Source organism: Microbacterium sp. Z12_35 (assembly GCF_058310475.1).
This window is the reverse complement of the sequence record NZ_JBZEGJ010000001.1, coordinates 2,390,111-2,413,018: the sequence shown is the minus strand read 5'-3', so window position 1 is coordinate 2,413,018 and position 22,908 is coordinate 2,390,111. Positions and strand designations below refer to the sequence as shown.

At 69.6% G+C, this 22,908-nt stretch carries 22 protein-coding genes; 9 read left to right on the top strand and 13 right to left on the bottom strand.

Annotated features, from left to right (window positions below; genetic code table 11):
* Positions 1-30: 30 nt before the first annotated feature.
* A complete protein-coding gene (locus AC4FS1_RS11560; RefSeq protein WP_491155152.1) occupies positions 31-987 on the top strand; it encodes a quinone oxidoreductase family protein in 957 nt (318 codons plus the stop codon).
* Positions 987-1,691, top strand: a complete 705-nt coding sequence (locus AC4FS1_RS11555; protein WP_491155150.1) for an SDR family NAD(P)-dependent oxidoreductase — start codon at positions 987-989, stop codon at positions 1,689-1,691. Before AC4FS1_RS11560 ends, AC4FS1_RS11555 begins: the two co-directional genes overlap by 1 nt.
* 131 nt (positions 1,692-1,822) lie before the next feature.
* Here the strand turns inward: AC4FS1_RS11555 and AC4FS1_RS11550 are convergent, their stop codons facing one another.
* The 6 genes from AC4FS1_RS11550 to AC4FS1_RS11525 are packed head-to-tail and all read right to left on the bottom strand — an operon-like array spanning position 1,823 to position 8,404.
* On the bottom strand, positions 1,823-2,551 hold the full coding sequence (locus AC4FS1_RS11550) for a FadR/GntR family transcriptional regulator (protein WP_491155148.1): 729 nt from the start codon (positions 2,549-2,551) through the stop codon (positions 1,823-1,825).
* Between the two features lie 7 nt (positions 2,552-2,558).
* Entirely contained in the window at positions 2,559-4,007 is a 1,449-nt protein-coding gene (locus AC4FS1_RS11545) for an aldehyde dehydrogenase family protein (RefSeq protein WP_491155146.1), read from the bottom strand.
* 2 nt (positions 4,008-4,009) lie between these two features.
* Complete coding sequence (locus AC4FS1_RS11540; RefSeq protein WP_491155144.1) at positions 4,010-5,383, bottom strand: glutamine synthetase family protein; 1,374 nt, start codon at positions 5,381-5,383, stop codon at positions 4,010-4,012.
* The gene (locus tag AC4FS1_RS11535) at positions 5,380-6,150 is read right to left on the bottom strand and encodes an SDR family NAD(P)-dependent oxidoreductase (RefSeq protein ID WP_491155143.1); all 771 of its coding nucleotides are present in this window, start codon (positions 6,148-6,150) and stop codon (positions 5,380-5,382) included. Before AC4FS1_RS11535 ends, AC4FS1_RS11540 begins: the two co-directional genes overlap by 4 nt.
* Positions 6,147-6,920 (bottom strand): gamma-glutamyl-gamma-aminobutyrate hydrolase family protein, encoded by a 774-nt coding sequence (locus AC4FS1_RS11530; protein ID WP_491155141.1) that lies wholly within the window; start codon positions 6,918-6,920, stop codon positions 6,147-6,149. The genes AC4FS1_RS11535 and AC4FS1_RS11530 overlap by 4 nt, the downstream gene beginning before the upstream one ends.
* Positions 6,917-8,404, bottom strand: a complete 1,488-nt coding sequence (locus AC4FS1_RS11525) for an APC family permease (protein ID WP_491155139.1) — start codon at positions 8,402-8,404, stop codon at positions 6,917-6,919. Before AC4FS1_RS11525 ends, AC4FS1_RS11530 begins: the two co-directional genes overlap by 4 nt.
* Positions 8,405-8,618: 214 nt before the next feature.
* On the opposite strand from AC4FS1_RS11525, the gene AC4FS1_RS11520 reads away from it, so the two are divergent.
* The 7 genes from AC4FS1_RS11520 to add (AC4FS1_RS11490) are packed head-to-tail and all read left to right on the top strand — an operon-like array spanning position 8,619 to position 15,003.
* On the top strand, positions 8,619-9,698 hold the full coding sequence (locus AC4FS1_RS11520; protein ID WP_491155137.1) for an ABC transporter substrate-binding protein: 1,080 nt from the start codon (positions 8,619-8,621) through the stop codon (positions 9,696-9,698).
* 30 nt (positions 9,699-9,728) lie between these two features.
* Positions 9,729-10,553: an ABC transporter ATP-binding protein gene (locus AC4FS1_RS11515; RefSeq protein WP_484533990.1), complete on the top strand. Its 825-nt coding sequence runs from the start codon at positions 9,729-9,731 to the stop codon at positions 10,551-10,553.
* Complete coding sequence (locus tag AC4FS1_RS11510; RefSeq protein WP_491155134.1) at positions 10,543-11,379, top strand: ABC transporter permease; 837 nt, start codon at positions 10,543-10,545, stop codon at positions 11,377-11,379. Before AC4FS1_RS11515 ends, AC4FS1_RS11510 begins: the two co-directional genes overlap by 11 nt.
* Entirely contained in the window at positions 11,376-12,257 is an 882-nt protein-coding gene (locus tag AC4FS1_RS11505) for an ABC transporter permease (RefSeq protein WP_491155133.1), read from the top strand. The genes AC4FS1_RS11510 and AC4FS1_RS11505 overlap by 4 nt, the downstream gene beginning before the upstream one ends.
* 46 nt (positions 12,258-12,303) lie before the next feature.
* Positions 12,304-13,344 (top strand): adenosine deaminase, encoded by a 1,041-nt coding sequence (gene add / locus AC4FS1_RS11500; RefSeq protein WP_491155132.1) that lies wholly within the window; start codon positions 12,304-12,306, stop codon positions 13,342-13,344.
* 13 nt (positions 13,345-13,357) lie between these two features.
* On the top strand, positions 13,358-13,963 hold the full coding sequence (locus tag AC4FS1_RS11495) for a helix-turn-helix domain-containing protein (protein WP_491155130.1): 606 nt from the start codon (positions 13,358-13,360) through the stop codon (positions 13,961-13,963).
* Positions 13,960-15,003 carry an adenosine deaminase gene (gene add, locus AC4FS1_RS11490; RefSeq protein ID WP_491155129.1) on the top strand — a complete coding sequence of 348 codons (1,044 nt, stop codon included), beginning with the start codon at positions 13,960-13,962 and terminating at the stop codon, positions 15,001-15,003. The genes AC4FS1_RS11495 and add (AC4FS1_RS11490) overlap by 4 nt, the downstream gene beginning before the upstream one ends.
* 94 nt (positions 15,004-15,097) lie before the next feature.
* Here add (AC4FS1_RS11490) and AC4FS1_RS11485 read toward each other — a convergent pair whose 3' ends face one another.
* The 7 genes from AC4FS1_RS11485 to AC4FS1_RS11455 all read right to left on the bottom strand — a co-directional run bounded on the left by AC4FS1_RS11485 (position 15,098) and on the right by AC4FS1_RS11455 (position 22,887).
* Positions 15,098-16,660, bottom strand: coding sequence for a GMC family oxidoreductase (locus AC4FS1_RS11485; protein WP_491155127.1), 1,563 nt, complete (start codon positions 16,658-16,660; stop codon positions 15,098-15,100).
* A complete protein-coding gene (locus tag AC4FS1_RS11480) occupies positions 16,660-17,274 on the bottom strand; it encodes a thiamine pyrophosphate-dependent enzyme (RefSeq protein WP_491155125.1) in 615 nt (204 codons plus the stop codon). Before AC4FS1_RS11480 ends, AC4FS1_RS11485 begins: the two co-directional genes overlap by 1 nt.
* Positions 17,271-17,771 carry a thiamine pyrophosphate-binding protein gene (locus tag AC4FS1_RS11475; RefSeq protein ID WP_491155124.1) on the bottom strand — a complete coding sequence of 167 codons (501 nt, stop codon included), beginning with the start codon at positions 17,769-17,771 and terminating at the stop codon, positions 17,271-17,273. Before AC4FS1_RS11475 ends, AC4FS1_RS11480 begins: the two co-directional genes overlap by 4 nt.
* Before the next feature lie 67 nt (positions 17,772-17,838).
* A complete protein-coding gene (locus AC4FS1_RS11470; RefSeq protein WP_491155122.1) occupies positions 17,839-19,233 on the bottom strand; it encodes an NtaA/DmoA family FMN-dependent monooxygenase in 1,395 nt (464 codons plus the stop codon).
* The gene (locus AC4FS1_RS11465; RefSeq protein ID WP_491155120.1) at positions 19,233-20,744 is read right to left on the bottom strand and encodes an aldehyde dehydrogenase family protein; all 1,512 of its coding nucleotides are present in this window, start codon (positions 20,742-20,744) and stop codon (positions 19,233-19,235) included. Before AC4FS1_RS11465 ends, AC4FS1_RS11470 begins: the two co-directional genes overlap by 1 nt.
* A gap of 100 nt (positions 20,745-20,844) precedes the next feature.
* Complete coding sequence (locus AC4FS1_RS11460; RefSeq protein WP_491155118.1) at positions 20,845-21,423, bottom strand: helix-turn-helix domain-containing protein; 579 nt, start codon at positions 21,421-21,423, stop codon at positions 20,845-20,847.
* Positions 21,424-21,498: 75 nt separating this feature from the next.
* A complete protein-coding gene (locus AC4FS1_RS11455) occupies positions 21,499-22,887 on the bottom strand; it encodes an SPFH domain-containing protein (RefSeq protein WP_491155116.1) in 1,389 nt (462 codons plus the stop codon).
* Between the last annotated feature and the right edge of the window lie 21 nt (positions 22,888-22,908).

The following is a 22,908-nucleotide window of genomic DNA, read 5'->3' as shown; positions in this document are numbered from 1 at the left end:
AGTACAATTTTGCCGCCATACGTTGCCCCCATGAGAAAAGTTGTCATATCCGAAGCAGGCGGCCCCGAGGTTCTTCAGGTGCAGGAACATCCCACCCCGCGCCCCGGTGCGGGCGAGGTCCTGGTCGACGTCCGGGCGATCGGCGTGAATTACTTCGACACCGCCATCCGAGCCCAACGCGTCGTCGAGGTGCCCGGCATGGAAGGCGCGGGCGTCGTGATCGAGGTCGGTGAGGGTGTGGACGAGTACGCACCGGGCGACCGGGTGGCGTGGCTGACGATCGACTCCCACGGCAGCTACGTCGAGCAGATCGTCATTCCCGTGCGCTACGTCGTGCCGCTTCCCGAGACGATCGACATTGAGACGGCTGCGGCAGTGCTCCTCCACGGAGTGACCGCGGACCACTTCGCCACCGCCTCCCACTCGGTACAGCCCGGTGACATCGCCCTCGTACACGCGGCGGCGGGCGGGGTCGGGCTCATGCTCACGCAGCTCATCAAGGCGCGCGGCGGCACGGTCATCGGGCTGGTCTCCCGCGAGGAGAAGATCCAGATCGTCAAGGATGCCGGTGCAGACCACGTGCTGGTCTCCACGGGCGGCGCGTTCCTGGACCGGGTGAAGGAACTGACGGGCGGCGAAGGAGTGCACGTCGTGTTCGACGGCGCCGGCGCGTCGACCTTCGACGCATCCTTGGATGTGCTTCGCACCCACGGCACGATGGTCTACTACGGGCCCCTCATCGGCGCGGTCCCCTCGATCAAGATGAACGAGATTCCTCGGAGCATCAAGATCACCTACCCCATCACGAACGACCACGTCCGCACGGCGGAAGAGATGAAGGCGCGCTCGTCCGAACTCTTCACCCGTGTCCAGCGGGGCGAGCTCACAGTCACCATCGCAAAGCGCTACCCGCTCGAGGATGCTGCCCAGGCGCACAAGGACATCGAGTCGCGCCGCACGACCGGCAAGATGCTGCTGATCCCGTGATGGACGACCAGAAACGCGTGGCGGTCGTGACGGGGGGAACGGGAGTGATCGGGGCCGCCATCGCCCGCGCCCTCCGCGCCGGAGGCTACGAAACGGTCGCGCTCGGCCGTCGCGGTGGCGACGTCCTCGCCGACCTGACGTCGGAGACGACGACGAAGCAGGCCGCCGCCGAGGTGCTCGACCGGTACGGCCGAGTCGATGTCCTGGTGCACGCCGCCGCCATCATCGACCCGATGTCGCTCGCCGAACTCGAGGCCGAGCGCTGGCGCACCCTCCTCGCGGTCAACGTCGAGGCGGGGCTGTGGCTCGCGCAGGCCTTCACTCCCGGCATGATCGAGCGGTCGTTCGGACGCATCGTCATGGTCGTGTCGGACTCGCTGTGGATCCCGCCGCAAGCCGGCGGCTTCCTGCCCTACGTCACCGCGAAGGGGGCGATGGTGGGGGCCGTGCGCGTCCTGGCGGCGGAGCTCGGCGCCCACGGCATCTCGGTGACTGCTGTCGCCCCGGGCCTGACCGAGACGCCGATGGCCCAGAGCGTCGTCGGCGACCCCGGGCAATTCGATGCCGTGGTCGCCGGGCAGGCGATGAAGCGCCGTCTCGTTCCCGAGGACACCGCGAACGCCGTCGCCTTCCTCGCCTCCGAGGGGGCAGAGGCGATGACCGGACAGGTGCTCGTCGTCAACGGCGGACTCACGATGCGCTGAGCCCGCAGCGCGCAGGGGCTGCGCGATGGCACCGAGAAACGACATTCCGGACGAGAAACGGCGCGGCGCGTCCTGTCTCGTCCGGATCGTCGTTTCTCGCCCACCGGGCAGAGCGCCGCAGCGCGCACGTGTCAGTCGGAGTACTCGCGGAGGAGCTGTTCGAACTCGGCGCGGGTCACCGCGAGGTGCTGCTGCATCTCGTCGGTGGCGCGCGGCGAATCGCCGTCCGTGATCGCTTCGAGGACGCGCGCGTGCCCTTCCAGACTCGCCTCCTTGTGGAAGCGGAAGCTGAGTAGGTCGACCGGTGCGAACATCTTCACGCGCGCGTCCTCGATCGCCCGGACGAGTTCGGGGTTGCCCGACGCGTGGGCCACCGCGAGGTGGAACGCGGTGTCGGCCAGCCGCGAGTCGGGGAGGGTCGTTGCCGCGGACAGTTCTTCCTGGGCTGACCGCATCAGTTCCAGGTCGGCCTCGGTACGGCGGACCGCGGCGAGCCCGGCAGCGGCGGCATCCACCACGCTGCGGAACTCCGCGAGCGCGAGGATCTCCTCCGTGCGCGTAGCGACATCGTCCAGGATGAGGCGTGGGTCCACGATCGACTCCTGGACGATCGCCCCGCCGCGGGCACCCCGGTGGATGACGACCTGCCCGCTGCCCTCCAGCACGCGCAATGCCTGCCGCAGGGTCTCGCGGGCGACGCCGAGCTGCTCGGCCAGGCGCCGCTCCGACGGCAGTCTGTCGCCGGGACGGATGCGGCCGAGGATGATCTCCCGCCGGAGGAAGTCCACGACCGCCTGATAGCCGGGAACAGAACGCACGTGCGAGGCGTCCGGCTCGCCGGGGTCGGGGTGCACGGTCATCCCTCCCTCACAGGGGCAGGCCGGGGGCGTCTGTCCCGACGATCCTCTTCCCTGCGAAGAAATCTAGTACGTCGGCATCGCCGTGCCCCCCGATGCCGGATTCCCCGAAGAAGCTCTGCACCGATTCGGCCGACATATCCAACAGGCTCGTCCCGTTGATCTTCACCTCGCCCGCCATCAGGAGTGCACCGAGCTCGATGCCGGCCCGCTCGTCCCTCGTGAACACGTAGGCGGCGAGGCCCACCTGCCCGCTGTTGGCCTTCGCGATGGCGCCGGCGACATCGTCGAAGGGCTCCACGGTGAGCAACGGGCCGAAGATCTCCCCCTCCGGTTCGAGATCTTCGCCGATGAGGAGGGTGGGCGCCACGAACCAGCCCTGGGCAGGAGGCCGCCCCACTGTGACTGCTCGCGCGCCCGCTGCGAGCAGGGCCTCGCGCTGGCGGTGCAGTTCCGTGCGCCGCCCCTCGAAGGCGACAGGGCCGAGCGTGGTCGTCTCATCCAGGCTGGAACCGATGACGAGGTTGCCCAACTCGCTCGCCAGCGCATCCACGAGTTCGTCCAGTAGTGGGCGCGCCACCAGTACCCGCCGCGGGGCTTCGCACCACTGGCCGGAGAGCTTCATCGCGCCTGCGACGAGGGCTTTCGCCGAGGCCGCCGGATCGGCATCGGCGAGAACCAGTGCGGCGTTCTGCGACCCGAGTTCGAGCCGCAGGCGGGTGAAGCGCGGTGCAGCGGCCGCCGCGATCGACCGACCGGTGGGCGTCGAACCGGTCATCGCGATCGATCGGATGCGGCGATCGGCGACGAGCGCTGAGCCGATGTCGGCACCACCCAGGACGAGGGAGACGACCCCTTCCGGGATGCCGGCCTCGGCAGTAGCCTCGACGACGAGCTGGGCACTCCACGGCGAGGCGGGCGAGGGTTTGAGCACCGCGGGCGCCCCGGCGGCGAGGGCGAAGGCGAGCTTCTTGGTCGCCATGGCCGACGGCGCATTCCAGGGGGCGATCAGGGCCGACGGACCCCACGGCACCCGCACCACGTGGACGTCCCGTCCTCCCGCGTCCAGGCGCTGTACGTCCCCCAGCGCGACGGCGCGGGCGGCAGCACCACGCACGGTGTCGCCGTTGCTGCCCGCGAACAGTCGCGTCACCGCGATCGGCACGCCCGCGTTGAGCGCGTCCAGACGCGCCATCTCCTCGACGCGCGCGTCGAGCCCGTCGGCCCACGCGTTCAGGAGCTCCGCCCGGCGCTGCACTCCGAGACCCGCCCAGCGCCGGTCCTCATGTGCCGCCGCCGCCGCGGCGATAGCGCGATCCAGCTGCTCGGGTGAGGACGACCGGCTGGGGGCCAGAGGTTCGCCGGTGTTCGGATCGTGCAGCGCCCGCTCGTCGGGGTCTGCCACGGCGCTGGGCTCTGCCGCCCCGCCGATCCACGTGCGCAGTTCCGGAAAGGTCACACTCAGATCCGATCGAAGTAGCGTTCGAGGTCCCACGGGGTGACCGCGGATTGGAAGACGTTCCACTCGTGGTCGGCGAAGATGCGGAAGTGATCCGTGTTGTCATCGCCGATCAGCGTACGGACGAAGTCCGAGCCCGAGAACAGGCGGGATGCTTCTGCGAGCGTCGTGGGCATGCCCGAGTCGGCCTCTCCCTCGTAGGCGTTGCCGCGGGTCAGTTCCGGCGGAACCACCCCGCGCTCGAGGCCGTCGCGAGCCGAGGCCAGAAGTCCGGTGAGGGTCAAGTACGGATTCGTGTCGGCGCCGGGGAGGCGGAATTCGAAACGCAACGCGGAGGGCGAGTGCCCCACGACCCGCACGGACACCGAGCGGTTCTGGATGCCCCAGGTGCGTCCGAAGCCGGCGACTTCTTGCGAGTTGGTCCGCCGATAGGAGTTGATGGTCGGCGCATACCAGGCCATGAGGGCCGGGGCGTGCTCCAGGACCCCGCCCACCGCCTGCCGAAGCTTGTCGCTCATATGGTGGTCGGCCGACGCGTCCCAGAAGACCGGCTCGCCGCCCGTGTCCAGGAGTGAGAAGTGCACGTGGCACGACGACCCGGGCTGACCGTTCAATGGGCGCGCCATGAACGTCACTGACATTCCGGCGGCCACGGCGCTGTCGCGCACCGCCAGTTTGTACAGCGCGTGACGGTCGGCCATCTCGAGCGGGTCGCCGTACGCGAAGGTCATCTCCCACTGCCCCAGCCCCCACTCGGACTGCGCTGCTTCCATCTCGATCCCGCTGTCGCGGAGATCCTGCCGGAGCTTGCGGAAGAAGGGTTCGTAGGCGTTGCCCTCGTGGATGAGGAAGTCGCTCGGCGTGAGCGTCGTGGGCTCGAGGTCGCGGAACCCTCCCAGCCGCAATGCACGGGGGTCGTTGCGGAACAGGTAGAACTCCAGCTCCGTGCCCGCCTTCGGGATGTACCCGAGACCGTCGTACCGACCCAGCTCCTGCTTCAGGAGGACTCGCGGCGAGATTCCGAGCGGCTCGCCGGTTTCCGGCCACACCGGGTCGGCGAGGCAGATGGCGATACCGTCCAGCCATGCCGCCCGCCGCAGCGTGGCGAGGTCCGGGATCAGGGCGACATCGGGGACGCCGTTGTGCATCGAGCACACCGCGAGGACATTGGCTCCGATGAGGTCGAAGGACTGGTCGACGTCCCATCCCCACGCGCACGTGCAGATCTCGATCCCGGACTCCACGATCGAGGCGAAGCGCTCCACGGGCACGCGTCGGCCGACCAGGCGCCCCTGCAGATCCGGGGTGGCGACGATGACGGTGTGGATGCCGGCGTTCTCGAGCTCGGCGACCTCGAGAAGGTAGTCGACGCTCATCGGGTGAGCCATCCGCCGTCGACGGGCAGCTGGATGCCATCGATCCAGCTGGCCTCGTCCGAGAGCAGCCACGACACCGCTGAGGCGATGTCGGCGGGGGTTCCCACCCGCTTGACGAGGAGGCGTTGCCCCATGAAATCCATCGCCTCGGGGCTGGTGACGCCCTCGTAGGAGAAGAAGTCCGTCGCGATCGGACCCGGCGCCACGCAGTTGACGCGGATGTTGTCCTGCGCGAGTTCCACGGCGAGAGCCTTCGTCAGCATGGGCACTCCTCCCTTGCTGGCGTTGTAGTGCGGCTGGGCCGTGGTGCCGCTGGTGACGACGACGAGCGCCTCCACCGTGGACAGATTCACGATCGCTCCACCACCGGCGGCGGCGATGTGCGGGGCGACTTCCTGGGCCACCAGGAACTGCCCCTTGAGGTTGACGTCGAGCACGAGGTCCCATGCGTCCTCGGTGAGGTCGGCCAGGGAGTGGTTGGTGACGAGTCCGGCGTTGTTGATGAGGAGGTGCAGGGCGCCCCACTGCTCCACGGCCGTCGCGGCGGCAGCGGCGATCTCGGCGCGGTTACGCACATCGACGCGAGCGGCAAGAGCCGTCCCGCCGGCCTGCCGGATCAGCGCCGCCGTCTCCTCCGCCGCGGCGAGGTCGACATCCGTCACCATCATCCGAGCGCCCTCGGACGCCAGACGCAGGGACGTCTCGCGCCCGATGCCCGAGCCTCCGCCCGTGATGAATGCGGATCGGTCCGCGTGCCGTGCGTTCATGCTGCTGCCTCCTGGGCGTCGGTTGATACAGAAACGGCGGCTGCCGAGCGAACCAGCCAGTCGAAGATCGGGTCGCCGCCGAACACCTCCGGATGCCACTGGACCCCGAGCGCGCGGGCGCCTTCGACCTCGATGGCTTCGATCACGCCGTCCGACGCGCGACCGGCGACGACGACGCCCTCGCCGGGGCGATCCACGGCCTGGTGATGGAACGAGTTCACCCGCACGGTCGATCCGTACACCCGCGCGAGCGTGCTGTCAGGGGTGAACTCCACGTCGTGCACGCGGTGGGCGCGAGGGTAGGCGTAGGACCCGTGCGACTCCCCCTCGCCGAACTCGAGGTGCTGCACCAGGGTGCCGCCGCGGGCGACGTTGAGGATCTGCTGACCTCGGCAGATTCCGAGCACGGGCACATCCCGCGCGATCGCCGCCGCGATCAGGTCGATCTCGTACTGGTCGCGCAGGGGATCCACCACGGTCGTCCACGGTCCCGGGCTCTGGCCGTAACGGCGGGGGTCGACGTCCTCGCCGCCCGCGATGAGCAGGCCGTCCATGCGGTCCATGACGAGGGCCGCGTCCGCTACGAGCGGGATGTGCACCGGGAGACCGCCGGCACGGACGACGGATTCCGCGTACTCGCTGAGGTAGATGTCGACGGGGGCGTCGGCGAAACCGCGCGGGGCGCCGATGAGTGCTCCCGCGCCCCGTCGCCCCGTGATGGCGATCAGCGGGGCGCCCGAGAAGGGGTGTCGGGCGGGCGCTTCTGTCATTCCTGGTCGAGCCTTTCGGTGATGTGCGCGTATGCCTGCGCGTCCCGGGAGCGGATGACGAGCGCCTGGATGACGCCGATGAGCGGCGCCGCGATGACCACGGCCAGCAGGATGGCGCTGATGAGGCCCCAGGTCGGGTTGCCCTCAGCATCGGTGTCGCCCACCAGAAGCGGGAAGTTCTCCGCGATCAGCCACGCCGCGATGACGAGGCCGATGAGGCCGAGGCCCGGAGCAATGAACGCCTGCCAGAGGTTGGCGCCGGCGCGGCGGCGGGCGAAGTACACGACGACGGCCAGGCACGTGGCGGCCATCAGCAGCACGATCGCGAGCGTGCCGATCCCCGCGTACCAGGCGAAGGCCTGGGCCGGCGTGATGCCGACGATGGCCGTGAGGGCGATCGCCGCCCCGGCGATGGTCACCTGGACGAGAGACGCGCGGTGCGGGGACGAGTGGCGCGGGTGCACGGCAGCGAGCGCTCCGGGGAGGAGGCGCGCGTCGCCCATGGTGTGGAAGTACCGGGTCAGCACGTTGTGCAGGGAGAGGACCGCGGCGAACATGCTGCCCACCAGCAGCACGGCCACCACGACGGACCCGATCGGGCCGAGGTACTGGTCGGTGACGCGAGCCAGAAGTGTGGCCGGGTCTTCCGCTGCGACATCGAACAGGTCGGCTTCTCCCACTCCGATGACGACGGCCCAGGCAGCGAAGGCGTAGAAGACGCCGATCGTGATGGCCGATCCGTAGGTGGCGCGCGGGATGGTCCGGTCGGGGTCGCGCACCTCGCGGCGGTAGACGACCGTGGACTCGAAGCCGATGAACCCGGCGATGGCGAACATCAGGCCGAGCGCGGGGGAGCCCGAGAGGATGTTCTCGAGCGAGAACGGCGACAGCGTCACCCCGGCCGCTCCGCCGGTGATGAGGATGACGAGCGCCAGCACCAGCACGACACCCACTTCGGCCAGCAAGACCACCAGCAGCACCTTCGAACTCAGGTGGATGTGCCGATAGCCCAGCACGCCTACGAGCGCCACGGAGACCAGCGTGAAGATCCACCAGGGGATCTCGGGGCCACCCAAGAGCACGATGCTCGAGCTGACGGTCCCGCCGAGGTAGGAGAAGACGGCGACCTGAACCGTCGTGTAGGTGACCACCGCGAGGTAGGCGGCGGCGACGCCCGGGATACGTCCGAGCCCGTGCGAGATATAGGTGAAGAACGCGCCGGCGTCCGGGAGCCGCTTGCTCATCGCCATCAGCCCCACCGAGAACAGAAGCAGGATGGCGGTGGCCACGAGGAACATCACCGGAAAACCGATGCCGTTGCCGATGAGGAAGCCGATGGGCACGAGCCCGCCGACGACGGTGAGCGGCGCGGCGGCGGCGATGACCATGAAGGTGACGGCGAATGCGCCCAGGTTGCCACGCAGGGCGCGCGCGGGCGGCGTGGGGGCGGGGCTGCTCAGGGCGGTGTCGGGTGGCACGGACATGTGAACTCCTCGGGTTCCGCGACATCGCACGGATTGGTCTAATTACTAGACCATAAGGCCCATGCGCGTCCAGTCACGTTTACCGCACCGAAACACCCCGCCAGTGTTCGTGAAATCTACATCGCTTAACGTCAGAGCCAGCCGAGCACCGTCGAGCCCGTGACGGCGCCGCATCCTTACCCGAATGCACCACCGGCATCTGGAGACACAGCACATGACCTTCTTCTCTTCCCGGCGCGCATCGCGCGCCACCGCGGCCCTGGCCGGGGTCGCCCTGTCCGCCCTCGCCCTCACCGCTTGCGCCGGCGGCGCCGGTACGGCGTCGACCACCGAACCCGCCGAGGGGTCTGACGAGAGCTTCGGCGACATCACGGTCCAGCTCAGCTGGATCTTCAACGAAGAGTTCGCCGGTGAGTACCTCGCCGACACCAACGGCTACTACGAAGAGGCGGGCTTCGAGGAGGTCAACCTCATCCCCGGCCCGTCGGGCGGTGTTCCCGAGCTGCTGGGCGGCACGGCCGACATCGCGCTGAGTGATGCCGTGCAGGTCGGGGCGGCCGTGGCGAACGAGGGAGCTCCGCTGAAGATCATCGGCGCGACCTTCCAGGCCAACCCGTTCACGGTGCTGTCCCTCGAGGACGGCGGCAACATCGCCACGCCCGATGACCTCAAGGGCAAGAAGATCGGTGTGCAGGACTCCAACCTCACGCTGTTCAACGCGCTCCTCGCCGCGAACGACATCGATGCGTCGGAGCTCACCATCGTTCCGGTGCAGTACGACCCGGCGCCGCTGGTCAACGGCGAGGTGGATGGCTTCGTCGCCTACCTCACCAACGAGTCCATCTCCGTCGAGATGGAAGGCATGGCCACCACCAACCTCCCGTTCGCGGAGAACGGCCTGCCGTTCGTCGCCGAGACGCTCACCGTGACCGACGAGACGATCGCCAGCAGCCGCGAGATGCTGAAGGCGTTCCTGGTCGCAGAGATCCGGGGCTGGACCGACGCGCTCGCCGACCCGCAGGCCGGTGCCGACCTGGCGATCGAGACCTACGGCGTGGACCTCGACCTCGACCCGGCCAAGACGCTGGCCGGCTCGGAGGCGCAGAACCTCCTCGTGGTGTCTGAGGAGACTGAGGAGAACGGTCTGTTCACCATCTCCGAAGACCTGCAGGGGACCACCATCGAGAGCCTTGCCGGCGCGGGCATCGAACTGGACGCATCCGACCTGTTCGACATGAGCCTGCTGGCCGAAGTCTACGAAGAGAACCCGGATCTCATCGCCTACATGGGCTGAGATCTCCACCCCTACCGAGAGCTACAGACTGTGACCGATACGGCCACCCAGACCGGTGCCCAGGCGACGACCCTGGGCACCGGCCTGCAGATCACCGAACTGAACAAGGTCTTCAGCGTGGGGCGCAAGAGCGTCGTGGCGCTGCAGGATGCCAACCTCCACACCGACCAGGGCACCTTCCTGGCGCTGCTGGGGCCGTCGGGATGCGGGAAATCGACGATCCTCCGCATCCTGGCGGGACTGGAGGATCCCACCAGCGGCAGCACCCGCGTGGACGGGAAGAGCCCCAAGGAGCTTCGCCGGGGCAACGAGCTCGGCATCGCCTTCCAGGACTCGGCGCTTCTTCCCTGGCGCAGCGTGCAGTCGAACATCCAGCTGCCCTTCGAGGTCGCGGGCAAACCCGTCGACAAGGCCTACGTGGCGGAGATGATCGACCTGGTCGGTCTGAAGGGCTTCGAGAAGGCCAAGCCGGCGCAGTTGTCCGGAGGCATGCGCCAGCGGGTGTCGATCGCGCGCTCGCTCATCATGAAGCCGTCGGTGCTGCTTTTCGACGAGCCCTTCGGTGCGCTGGATGACATGACCCGGCAGAAGCTCAACCTCGAGCTGCTGCGCATCTGGACCGAGAAGCCGGCGACCACGCTGCTGGTGACGCACGGGATCTCGGAGGCGATCTTCCTCTCCGACCAGGTCGCGGTGATGAGCCCCCGACCGGGCCGCATCAAGGAGGTCATGACGATCGACCTCCCGCGCCCGCGCACACCGGAGATGATGCGCACGCCGGAGTTCCACGCGTACGTCGACCACGCCCAGGAACTGCTCTTCGGCGTGGGGGGCGCTGCTGCCGATGACCACTGACGCAGCGAAGGCGCGCGCGGTCCAGTGGGAGGACATCCGCCTTCCCGCGTGGGTCACCGGCCTGATCGGCGCTGTCGGGGTGATCGCGCTCTGGTGGATCCTCGCAGCCACCGTCTTCTCCAGCGTCGGCCCGGGAGGCGCGCAGGCCATCCCGACCCCGCTGCAGGTCGTGGTCGAGTTCGCCGAGACGGGCTTCGACTTCTACGTCCGCAACTTCGGCATCACGCTGACCGAGGCGGGCATCGGCTACGTGTGGGGCAACGGTCTCGCGCTGGTGCTCTCCACGGTCGTGCTGATCGTCCCCCGCCTCGAAGGCGCCGTGATGCAGATCGCGATCATCACCTACTGCATCCCCATCGTCGCCCTCGGCCTCCTGCTCACCGTGATCGTCCCGATCCCCACCGCCGGGCAGCCGTCGACGACCGCGATCTTCCTGGCGGCGCTCAGCTGCTTCTTCACGACCGTGGTCGGAGCGCTCCTGGGACTGAAGGCCGCCGACAAGGCCAGCCTCGACCTCATCACCGTCTACGGCGGCTCACGGCTGACCCAGCTGCGCAAGGTGCGCGTGATCGCCTCGCTTCCGGCGATCCTGAACGCGCTGCAGATCGCCGTGCCCGCCGCCTTCCTCGGCGCGGTGCTGGGCGAGTTCTTCGGCAAGATCACCGTGGGGGTGGGGCCGGCGATGATCGCTGCCCAGCAGGCGCTCAACGCGGCGCGAGTGTGGGACATCGCTCTCGTTTCGGGAGCCGTCGCCCTCGCCGGATATGCGCTGCTCGGCCTGATCTCACGTGCGGTGGCCCCGTGGTCGAAGGGAGCGGTCCGATGACCGAAGCCGCTCTCACCGCCGTGAGCACCCCCGCCGCGGCCGCGCAGCAGTCCCAGCTGGACGAGCAGATCCGTCGGGAGACGCGTGCGTCGACACGGCGCGCGCTCGGCCGCAGCATCCTCACCTTCGCCCTGACGATCGTCGCGGTCCTGGTGATCTGGGTCGGGGCTCTGTGGCTGTTCGGGGTCTCGGCGTACGTCGGGAAGGGTCCGGTCGACGTCTGGAACTTCCTGTTCACGATGCCCAACGCCGAGGCGAACCGCGCTCAGCTCTTCGGACAGCTCGCAGTCACGCTGGGGCACGCGGTCGTCGGCTTCGCCGCGGGTCTCGTGGTCGCCCTGCTCATCGCGATCCTGTTCCAGCTCAGCAAGGGGGTCGAGCACGCGCTGATGCCGATGGCGATGCTGTTGCGGTCGGTGCCGCTCGTGGCCATGGCGCCCGTCATCATCCTCATCTTCGGCCGCGAGTTCGCCTCGGTCGCCGTCATCGGCGGCATCGTCGTCCTCTTCCCCGCGCTCGTCAACATCGCGTTCGGTCTGAAGTCGGCCTCACCCCAGATGAACGACCTCATCTCCGTATACGGCGGCACGGCGTGGACGCGACTGCGGAAGGTCGCCCTCCCGAGCTCCCTCCCGGAGTTCTTCGCGGCGGTGCGCATCTCGGTGCCCGGCGCCATCACCGGCGCACTGCTGGCCGAGTGGCTCGCCGTGGGCGGCGGGATCGGCGGTGCCGTCGGCGGATACGTCAACGCGGCGCAGTTCTCCGCCGTGTGGACGGCGGTCGTCCTCGTCACCGGCGCCGCGCTCGTGCTGTACAACCTCGTGCAGATCGTCGAGTCGGTCGTGCTGGCCCGCATGGGGATGGCCGATCGCGCCTGACTGCCCCCCGCATCCGTTCTGCTGCCCCAACCCGAAGGAACCTCCTATGACGACGTCCGTCGACCTGTCCGCGTTCGCCCACGGCCTGCCCAAAGCCGAGCTGCACCTGCACCTGGAGGGCACGCTCGAGCCCGAGCTGAAGTTCGCCCTCGCCGCGCGCAACGGCATCGATCTCCCGGAGAAGACCGTGGAGGAGGTGCGGGCGACGTACAACTTCACCGACCTCACGAGCTTCCTCGCCGTGTACTACCCGGCGATGCGGGTCCTGCAGACGGCGGACGACTTCCACGACCTCGCGTGGGCGTATCTGCTCAAGGCGAAGGAGCAGGGCGTCGTGCACGCCGAGATGTTCTTCGACCCGCAGGCGCACACGAGCCGGGGGGTGCCGTTCGAGAACGTGATCACCGGCTACCGCCGCGCGGCCGTGCGGGCGCAGGACGAACTGGGCGTTTCGGCCGAACTCATCCTGTGCTTCCTGCGCGACTTCTCCGCCGAGTACGCGATGGCGACGCTGATGGAGGCGCTGCCGTACAAGCAGTGGATCCTCGGGGTGGGACTCGATTCGGATGAGCGCGACAACCCGCCCACGAAGTTCGCGGCGGTCTTCGCGCGCGCCAAGGCGGAGGGCTTCTTCCTCACGATGCACTGCGACATCGACCAGGTCGGCTCGATCGACCACATCCGCGCCGTCCTCGAGGAGATCGGGGTCGACCGCATCGACCACGGCACGAACATCGTCGAAGACCCCGCGCTCGTGCAGTTGGCCAAGGAGCGGGGCATCGGGTTCACCACGTGCCCGGTGTCGAACTCGTTCGTGACGGAGCAGATGAAGGCCGACGAGATCGTCGGGCTCCTGCGGGAGGGCGTGCGCGTGATGGTCAACTCCGATGACCCGGCGTACTTCGGCGCGTACGTCGGCGACAACTACGTCGCCCTTGCCGAGCAGGCGGGGTTGACGCCGACCGACCTCGTGCAGCTCGCGATCAATTCGTTCGACGCGTCCTGGCTCACCCCGGCGCGCCGCGCTGCCTCCGTCGCAGCCGTCGAGGAGTACGCGACCGCGCACGGAGTGCCCCTCCCGGCCTAGGAACGGAGCACCTGTGATCACGACGCACGCCGACGCGGCAGGGGATGCTGCGGCGAACCTGCGGCTGGGCGCTTCGATCCGCCAGGTCCGGCATGCCCGCGGGATGACCCTCGTGCAGCTGGCCGAAGCGACCGATCTGTCGCACCCATTCCTCAGCCAGCTCGAACGCGGGCTCGCGCAGCCGAGCCTGTCGTCGCTGCGCCGCATCGCGCTGGCTCTGCAGACGAGTCCGATCGAGTTGATCGCCGCGGCGGAGCCGCCCGACCTGTCGATCGTCGAGGTCGAAGTGCACCGGCGGGGCGAAGGCCGCCTGGACGAGAGCTTTGCCGGGGGTGCTGCGCGGATGCTCGCGAACGGGGTGCGGCCACTGCATCCCCTCGAGGTGGAGGCGGCCAACGCCGAGCCCGGAGAGGTGTTCGTCCACCACGAGGACGAATTCCTCTATGTCGTCGAGGGGGAGGTCCGCGTGGAGGCGGGCGATCAGAACCTTCTGCTGGCGCCGGGCGACTCGGCCTATTACGCCGGCGGCGTGCCGCATCGCTGGTGGTCGGCCAGCGCGCAACCGTACCGGCTTCTCGTGGTGAAGCAGGGCACCACCCTCCCCGGGAGTGACGCATGATCTCGTACGCCGATTACCTTCAACTGCTGCCGAAGACCGAACTGCACTGCCACTTCGTCTCGACGATGGATGCGGCTCTGTTCCTCGAGCTCGCCGGCAAGCACGGCGTCCGGCTGTGGAAGTCCGACCCGTCGACGCTGTTCGACTTCGCCGACCTCGTCGATTTCCTCGTCGCGTTCCGTTTCGCGCACGACGTGCTGCGCGACCCGGAGGACTTCGAGCGGGTCGCCTACGAGGGTGTCCGCCGGGCGGTTGCCGACGGGAACCTCCGCTATCGCGAGTACTACGTCAATCCGCAGTACTTCGCCGAGCGGGGCCTGACGTACCCGCAGGTCGTCGACCCGATCCTCGCCGGTCTCCGCGCCGCGCACCGCGACTTCGGCGTGGGATTCCGCGTCGTCATCGCGATCAACCGCCGAGACTCTGCGTCCTCGGCTGTCGCGCTTGTCGAGCAGATGATCGCGCATCCGCGCGCCGAGGTGGTGGGAGTGGGGCAGGATGACCTCACCCCGGAGAACACCGAGGATCCCACGCGCTTCGCCGAGGCGTTCGCCCTCGCCCGCGCTCATGGTCTGAAGCTCACCGCCCACGCAGGGGAGACGGATGCGGCGTCGCCGGACGCCGTCCGTGAGGCCATCGAGGTGCTCGGGGTCGACCGCATCGATCACGGCTACCGGATCGTCGATGACCCGGCCGTGATCGCGCTGGCGCGCGAGCGCGGCATCGGGTTCACGGTGACGCCCGTGTCGACGACGATCTGCTCGGGGTGGACGCTCGACCCGAGCCACCGCATCCGCGCCATGATCGACGCGGGGCTGCCGCTGGCCGTGTCGACCGACGACGCGATGTTCTTCCGCACCGACCTCGGCCGCGAATACCGCGAGGGTCTCGCGGCGATGGGCGTGGACGCGGACACCGCGAAGCGCATCGCGCTGGAGGGGATCGATGTGGCGTTCTGCTCCGATGAGGAGAAGGCTGCGCTGCGCGCCGACTTCCGCGCCCAGTTCCTCGCGCTCGACGCGCTCCTCGCCCCGGCCTGAGCCGCGCGCATCCGCCGCCCCGGTCATGTCCCGCTTCTGCAGCTTCTGAGGCACGGAAGCCTGCAGAGGCGGGACATCACTCCGGTGGCAGCGGTCAGGCGGCCCGCAGGAGGTCGGCGGCGCGCTCGGCGATGGCGACCGTCGGCGCCTGGGTGTTGCAGGTCGGGATGCTGGGCATCACCGAGGCATCCGCCACCCACAGGCCTTCGAGCCCGCGCACCCGCAGCTGCGGATCGACCACGGCGAGGTCATCGACCCCCATGCGTGCCGTGCCGGAGCAGTGGAAGAACGTGCCGATGTTCTCCCGCACGAAGCGCGTCTTGGCTGCCTCGTCGAGGCCGCGCGGGGGCGTGATCGGGCCCTCCGCGAGCTCTGCATAGGCGGATGTCGCGACCAGGTCGTGCACCGCATCCACCGCCTCGACCATCGCGGCGAGGTCGATCGGGTCGGCCAGATAGTTCGGCTGGATGTCGGGCGCGCGGTCGGCGTCGGACGAGCGGACCCGCACCCACCCCACGCTGCGCGAGCGGTAGAGCCCGGGAACGAGGGCGAACACGCGGTCGCCCGAGAGGTCGTGCGCCGCGTGCAGCGCCTCGTCGCCGCGGGAGCCGTGGGCGATGACGGCGTGCAGGTCGGGTCCGGCTTCGGCGTGGGAGCTGCGCCAGTTCAGCATCGCGCCGCCGCCGTTGCCGATCACCGGTCCGAGGTCGGAGCGCGCACGGAAGTTCATGCCGAGGATGAGCGGATGGTCCTGGAAGTTCTCGCCGACCCCGGGCAGAGCGTGCACGGGGTCGATACCGGCAGCGCGGAGCCGAGCCGGGTCCCCGATTCCGGAGAGCTGCAGCAGCCGCGGGGTGTCCAGGGCGCCCGCCGACAGCACGGTGCGGGCGGCGGAGGTGGTCACCGGGGCGCCGTCGACGAGGTGGCGGATGCCGCGCACCGCGCTTCCGTCGAGGATCAGGTCGAGGACGCGACTGCCCAGGAGGACGTCGAGGTTGTCACGCCCGAGCGCCGGCTCCAGGTAGGCGCGGGCGGTGCTCCACCGCTCGAACGCGCCGGTTTCGCCCACGACCGCGTTGTAGTCGGCGTACACCGCCCCCTCGTTCGAGGCGCCGTTCGCGTCGTCGAGAACCGGCAGACCGCGCTCGGACGACGCCGCCAGGAGTGCGGAGGCGATCGGGTGGACCTCGGCGAGCGGCCCGACCTTCATCGGGCCCTCCAGCCCGCGGAAGGTCGGGTCGCCGCCGGGGCGGGATTCCGAGCGGCGGAAGTACGGCAGCAGATCGTCGTACCCCCAGCCGTCGGCGCCGGCTTGTTGCCACGCGTCGTAGTCCGCGCGGGAGCCGCGGTACCAGAGCATCGCGTTGGTCGACGACGAGCCGCCCAGCACCTTGCCCCGCGGCATCGCCAGCGCACGTCCGAGCACGGCCTCGGCGGGGGTGGAGCGGTAGCCGTAGTCGTACGGCCCGCCGATGAGAGCGTCCCAGTGCGCGGCATCCACGATCTCCGGCACACCGCGGTGGTCGGGGCCGGCCTCGACGAGCAGGACGCGCATCGCGGAGTCCTCCGACAGGCGTGCGGCCACGACGCATCCCGCCGCCCCGCCTCCGACGACGAGAACGTCGTATTCCGCCGCGGGCGTGCGCACGACAGGCATCAGTTGTGCTCGCTCGGACCCATGATCGAGACGCCCTCGGTCGCTTCGACGTGGCGGACGAAGATGTATTTGTCCTCGCGCCCGTCCGAGTGCTTGCGCCTGATTCCGGGCTCGAGGATGCCGTCGGTCTTCGCGACGACCAGATACGGCTCGGATGCGGCGAGGCCCGCGACGCAGTGCGCATCGAACTCGTCGAGCGTCGTCGCGGTGTGAGCCTGTTCGACCCCGGCGCCGCGGGCGATCGCGGCGAGGTCGACGCGGCCGCCCTTCGTGTGGGTCCGGGGGCCGCCGATCGACTGGTACTGCTCGTTGTCCCACACCACCACGAAGAGGTTGTGGGGGCGCTCGTTGCCGAGGGTCGCGAGGATGCCGAGGTTGAACAGGAGGCCGCCGTCGGTGTCGAGCGACACGATGCGGCGGTGGGGGAGGCCGACGGCGAGTCCGAACGCCTCGGGGGTGACGCATCCGAGCTGCTGCTGGAAAAGGCTCGCCTCGCGCATGTGCGGTGCGGCGTTGTACCACTCGTCGACCGCGCCGCCGAGGGAGAGGATGACGAGCTCGTTCTCCAGCCGCGCGCCGAGCAGCTTCATGGCTGCGAACCGGGAGTAGCTCATCGGACGAGCCCCCCGCCGAGGACGACGGCCGCGTGGTAGTACGAGGCGTACGCCGTCTCGTAGGCGTTCACGATGGCCTGCTCGATCTCGTCCACCTCGTGGACGATCGTGTACGGGGTGCGCAGGGTCTTCAGGAGCGGCTCCATGGTGATCCCGTGGGGGATCGCCCACCAGTTGTTCTCGCCCATTTCGCCCCGGTAGCTCATGATCATGACGACCGGGATGCCGGCGCCCAGCCCCATCCGCGCGAGGTGCTCGGTCGCCGCCCGCAGGCCCGAGTTCTCCATGACGAGGACCGCCCGCTTGCCGGAGAGGAACACGCCTCCGGCGATCGCGGCGCCCTCGCCCTCGTTGGTGACGGGGATGGTGCGGATGTCGGCATCCGCGTCAAGCGCCGGGTACAGCTCCTTGAGGAGCGAATCCGGCAGGTACGTGGCGACGCTGACCCCGGCCTTCTTAAGGCCTCGGATCACCGCCTCGACGGCGTCTTGTCTCATTGCGTGCTCTTTCTCTCCTGGGTCGACTCGCCAAAAAACGCGCAGTTTCGCGCGAAAACCCGACGGTTTATGGCGAGTCGACGAGCTGGGGGGCGCGCGCGGACAGGGTGTGCGCGCGGTGGGTGGGTGCGAGGCGCGGGATGCCGGAGATGTGCTCGCGCAACGTCGAGCCGGGAGGCGTGCCGACCCGGCCCCGGGCGGCGAGGATGGGGACGACGAGCTCGATGAACGCGCGGTAGGCGTCCGGGCCGCCGAAGGTGGGCTCGAGCATGATGCCGTCGATGCCGGAGCCGTCCACGATCGCCTCGATCTCGTCGGCGACCTCCTCGGGAGATCCGGTCACCTGGAATCCGCGGATGGCCTTCGTGCGGAAGGAGTCGAGGATCTCACCCACCCGCATCTCCGGGTTCTGCCGCGCGTAGCGCTGCACGAGCGTCTGCCCGAGATCCGTCTTCAGGTCGACCACGCGGGTGTCGGGGTCGAGCCCGGTGAGGTCGAGCCCGGTGATGCCCGCGAACATCACCGCGGCGTCGTCACGGCCGAGGAGCGCCTCGTACTCCGCCCGCAGCGCGTGCGCCTCGGCGGAGGTGGATGCGACGGTCACCGTCATGCCCGTGACGACCCGCACGTCCTCCGGCCGGCGCCCCTGAAGTACGGCCTGCTCGCGGATGTCGCGCACATGCGCCGCGGCGGTGGGGATCGTCTGCCCCTGGATGAAGACGGCCTCGGCATTGCGCGCGGCGTAGGCGCGACCGCGGTCGGACGTGCCGGCCTGGAAGAGCACCGGGGTCCGCTGCGGCGTGGGCGGCACGGCGAAGATGCCGGCCGAGCGCTGATACGGCGCATCCACGTCGACCCGGTGCAGCTTCGCGGGGTCGGCGTACACGCCGCGCACCCGGTCGCGGACCTCGGCGTCGTCGTCCCAGCTGTGCTCCCAGTAGCGCAGGCACGTGTCGAGGAAGTCGTCGGCCGCGTCGTAGCGCTGGTCGTGTGCGAGCTGCTCGGTGACGCCGAACAGCTCGTCGGTCGTCGCCTGCGAGCTGCCGGTCACGACGTTCCAGCCGATGCGGCCACCGGTGAATCGGTCGAGCGTCGCGAACCGGCGCGCGGTGGCGTAGGGGCGCTCCACCGTGGTGGGAGAGGTGACGACGAAGCCGAGGTTTTCGGTCTCGCGGGCCAGCGCCGCGATGGCCAGCATCGGGTCGAGGGCCGGGAACTGGATGCCGTGTGCCGCGACCTCCTCGGGCATCCGACCGCCGAGCGTGGCGTAGCCGTAGGTGTCGGCGAAGAAGAGGAAGTCGAAGCCCGCCGCATCCAGGTCGCGGGCGAGGTCCGCCCAGTAGTCCAGCCGGTCCCAGTCGTCGCCCCGCCCTCGCGGGTCGGTCCATGTGGGCATCCCGTTGCTGGGGTTCATCATCTCGAAGACGCCCAGGACGATGCGCTTGCCTGTCGAATCGCTCATCAGATCACCATCACCACGGTCTTGGTCTCCAAATAGTTCTCCAGGCCTTGGGCGCCGTTCTCGTATCCCCAGCCCGACTCCTTGTGGCCGCCCTTGGGCAGCTCGGGGCCGAGGAAGGAGTGGCAATTGACCCACACGGTGCCGGCCTGGATGCGGGCGGCCACGCGATGGGCGTCGCTGAGTCCGCGGGTCCAGACGCTCGCCGCCAGCCCGTACGGAGAGTCGTTGGCCCAGCCGACCACCTCGTCGAGGTCGTCATAGGGGGTGACGACGGCGACGGGTCCGAAGACCTCCTCGCGGAGCAGCCGCGCGTCGGGGCGCACGCCTGTGACGACCGTCGGCGCGAAGAACGTTCCCGCTGTTCCGCCGCGCTCGCCGCCGGCCACGACCTCGACTCCGTCGGCCCGGCCCTCGTCGATGAACGCGGCGACGCGCTCGGCCTGTGCGACGCTGACGAGCGGACCGAGGTCGGCATCCGGATCGAGGCCGTGCCCGAGGCGCAGCTTCGCGCCGAACGCGGCCATCCCGTCGACGACGTCGCGGTACACGTCGCGGTGGGCGTAGACGCGAGCGGATGCCACGCACACCTGCCCGCCGTTGTCGAAGATGCCGCGGGAGATTCCTTCGATGGTGGCGTCGAGGTCGGCGTCGGGAAGCACGAGGGCGGGCGACTTGCCGCCCAGCTCGAGCGTGAGGCGCTTGAGGTCGCCGGCGGCCGTGGCCACGAGACGCTTCCCGACGGCGGTGGATCCCGTGAAGGCGATCTTGTCGACCCCGCGGTGCTCGGCGAGGGCTTGACCTGCCTCACCGCCGTAGCCGGTCACGATGTTCACCACCCCGTCCGGAAGACCGGCCTCCTGCAGCAGGCGCCCCAGATACAGCGCGGTCAGCGGCGTGTTCTCGGCGGGCTTGAGCACCACGGTGCATCCCGAGGCCAGGGCGGGAGCGAGCTTCATCGCGGCCATGAGCAGCGGCGAATTCCACGGCACGATCGCGCCGACGACACCGACCGGCTCGCGGCGGGTGTAGGCGAAGACCTCTTTGCCGGGCGGTGTGCGGCTGAGGGAGGTGGGAATGGTCTCGCCGACGATCTTCGTCGGCCACCCCGCGTAGTAGCGGAACTGGTTGATGGCCGCCGGGATCTCCCCGAAGCGCGCCGTGCGCAGGTTCTTGCCCTGGTCGAGGGTTTCGAGTTCGGCGAGGTCGTCCAGGTGATCCTGCATCAGGTCGGCGACGCGCCAGAGGAGCGCGCCACGGTCGGACGGGGTCATCCGTCGCCAGGCATCACCCTCGAGTGCGGTGCGCGCGGCCGCGACGGCGCGGTCGACGTCCGCCGCCCCTCCCCGAGCCACGGAAGCGAGGGTGGCGCCGGTCGCGGGGTCGGAGGTCGCGAAGGTGGCGCCGTCCGCCGCATCCGTCCACCGTCCGCCGATGAGGAGGCGCCCGGGGTGGTCGGCGAGGAACGCGGTGACCCGGTCGCGCAGGGCGAGGGTCGGAAGGGTGATCGTCACGGGACTGATAGTAGAGAGCAATCATTGATTGCAAATACCGATCACGTTACGGATGCGTTTCGTGACGTGGGGACGAGCGATCCGCGCAGGGCGGCCGGGCTCAGAAGCCGGCGTGGATCAGCAGAATGGTCGCAGGCTCCTCGCCGCGCACCTCCCACCGGTTGCGCAGGGCGCCCGGGTGGGCGAGCGCGTCACCGGGGCCGAGCGTCCACTCGCCGCGTCCCTCGATCGCGACGGTGGCCTCACCGTCGACGATGTACACGGTGTTCTCACCGTCGGACTCGAACCACTCGCCGCGATACCGCCCGGGGATGCGGTACTCCTGCACCGTGGCCGCGTGAGCGGCGCCGGCGGAGATGATGCGGCTGACGGCCGACCCGTCCCCTTCGCTCACGGGGACCCGGCGGCCCTCGCCGCGCCGGGTGACCGAGATCGGATCAGGCTCCGCCTCGTTCGGCAGGAGGGACGACGGCGAGATCTCGAGAACCTTCGCGATGCGGAACAGCGTGACGATCGACGGCATCGTCTGGCCGGACTCGATCTGGCTGAGGAACGGCTGGCTGATCTCGGCCGCCGACGCCAGCGCGCGCATCGACAGCTTCTTCGCCGTGCGCGCCGCCCGGATCTCGCGCCCGAGCGAGACGCCGATCAGCGCGTCGCCCCCCGCATCCGTCGTCACTCGCTCACCCTACCGATGCGCCCCGCGGTCAGATGGCGGCCGTGGAGGCCGGCGATGTCATCCGAATCCGTGGACTTACTCGGCGGGGGCGAGATGGGCGGGGGCTGCAGCGACCGTCCGGGGCTGCGAGCCGGCCGCGATTCCCTCACCCAGAGCCCGGCCCTGGATGATCGCGGTCAGGTCGATGCCCGTGGCCGCGCGCACCGCCTCGAAGGATGCGCGCAGGCCGGTGGCGGACTCGGTCGCGAGGTGCGAGCTCGCGCCCTCGCCGCCGAGGACCGTGATCGAACCGACCTTGTCGTAGCCCTTGGCGAACTCCGCCATCAGTGGCACGAGCGATTCGAGTGCCCGCTGGGCGAGGAGCGCCTCCTGGTTCTGCGAGAGCGCCTCGGCCTCGGCGCTGATCGCCGCAGCGCGCGCCTCGCCGCGCAGCCGCTCGGCGTCGGCGTCGGCCTGGGCGCGCACCCGGACCGCGCTGGCGTCCTGCTGGGCGATCTCGGCCTGCGCCTCGGCGGCCTTGACGTTCGCATAGGCGTCGGCGTCGGCACGGCGCTGCCGCTGGTACAGGTCGGCGTCGGCGACGCGGCTGACTTCGGACTCCAGTCGGGCCTGCGTGTTCTGCGCCTCTTGCACGAGCACGGCCTGCTGCCGTTCGGCGCGGGCGAGAGCCTCGGCCTGCTCGGCCTCCGCGTTGGCGCGACCGACCTCGGCCTTGGCCGCGGCGGTGTTCTTGTCCAGGGCGGTCTGCTCGATGAGGTTCGCCTCGTCCGTGGCGATCTGGCGACGACGGATCTCGCGGTCGGCGTTGATCTTCGCGACCTCGGCGTCGCGCTTGACGCGCTCGACCTCGGTGGCGCCCAACGCACCGACGTAACCGTGGGAATCGGTGATGCCCTGGATCTGGAAGGAGTCCAGGATGAGGCCCTGACTCGACAGGTCCTGCTTGATGCCGTCGGCGATCTGATCGGACAGCCGCTGCCGGTCGCGCATGAGCTCTTCGACGGTGAGGGTGGCCACGACGCCGCGGAGCGCACCTTCGAGCTGCTCGGTGGTGAACTGCTCGATCGCCTCATCCTGCGACGCGAACCGCTCGGCTGCCCGGCGGACCGAGTCGGGATCGGAGCCGATCTTCACCAGTGCGACGCCGCTCACGTTGACGGTGACGCCGTTGGACGTCTGCGCGACCGGCTCCATCTTGATCTGGCGCGCGCGCAGCGAGATCATCTCGGCGCGCTGGGTGAGGGGGTTCACGATCGCGCCGCCGCCGGTGATGACGGTGATGCGGGAGGACTCGCCGCCGGGCGTCGTGCGCTGCTTCTTACCCACGATCACGAGCGCCTCATCCGCGCGGGCGACGCGATACCAGGCGCGGATCAGGATGAGGATGACGACGAGCGCGGCGACGGCGACGCCCACCCCGATCAGAACGAGGAGTCCGACCCCTCCGAGAGCGACGAGATCCATGGATGCCCCTTCTGCAGCGTT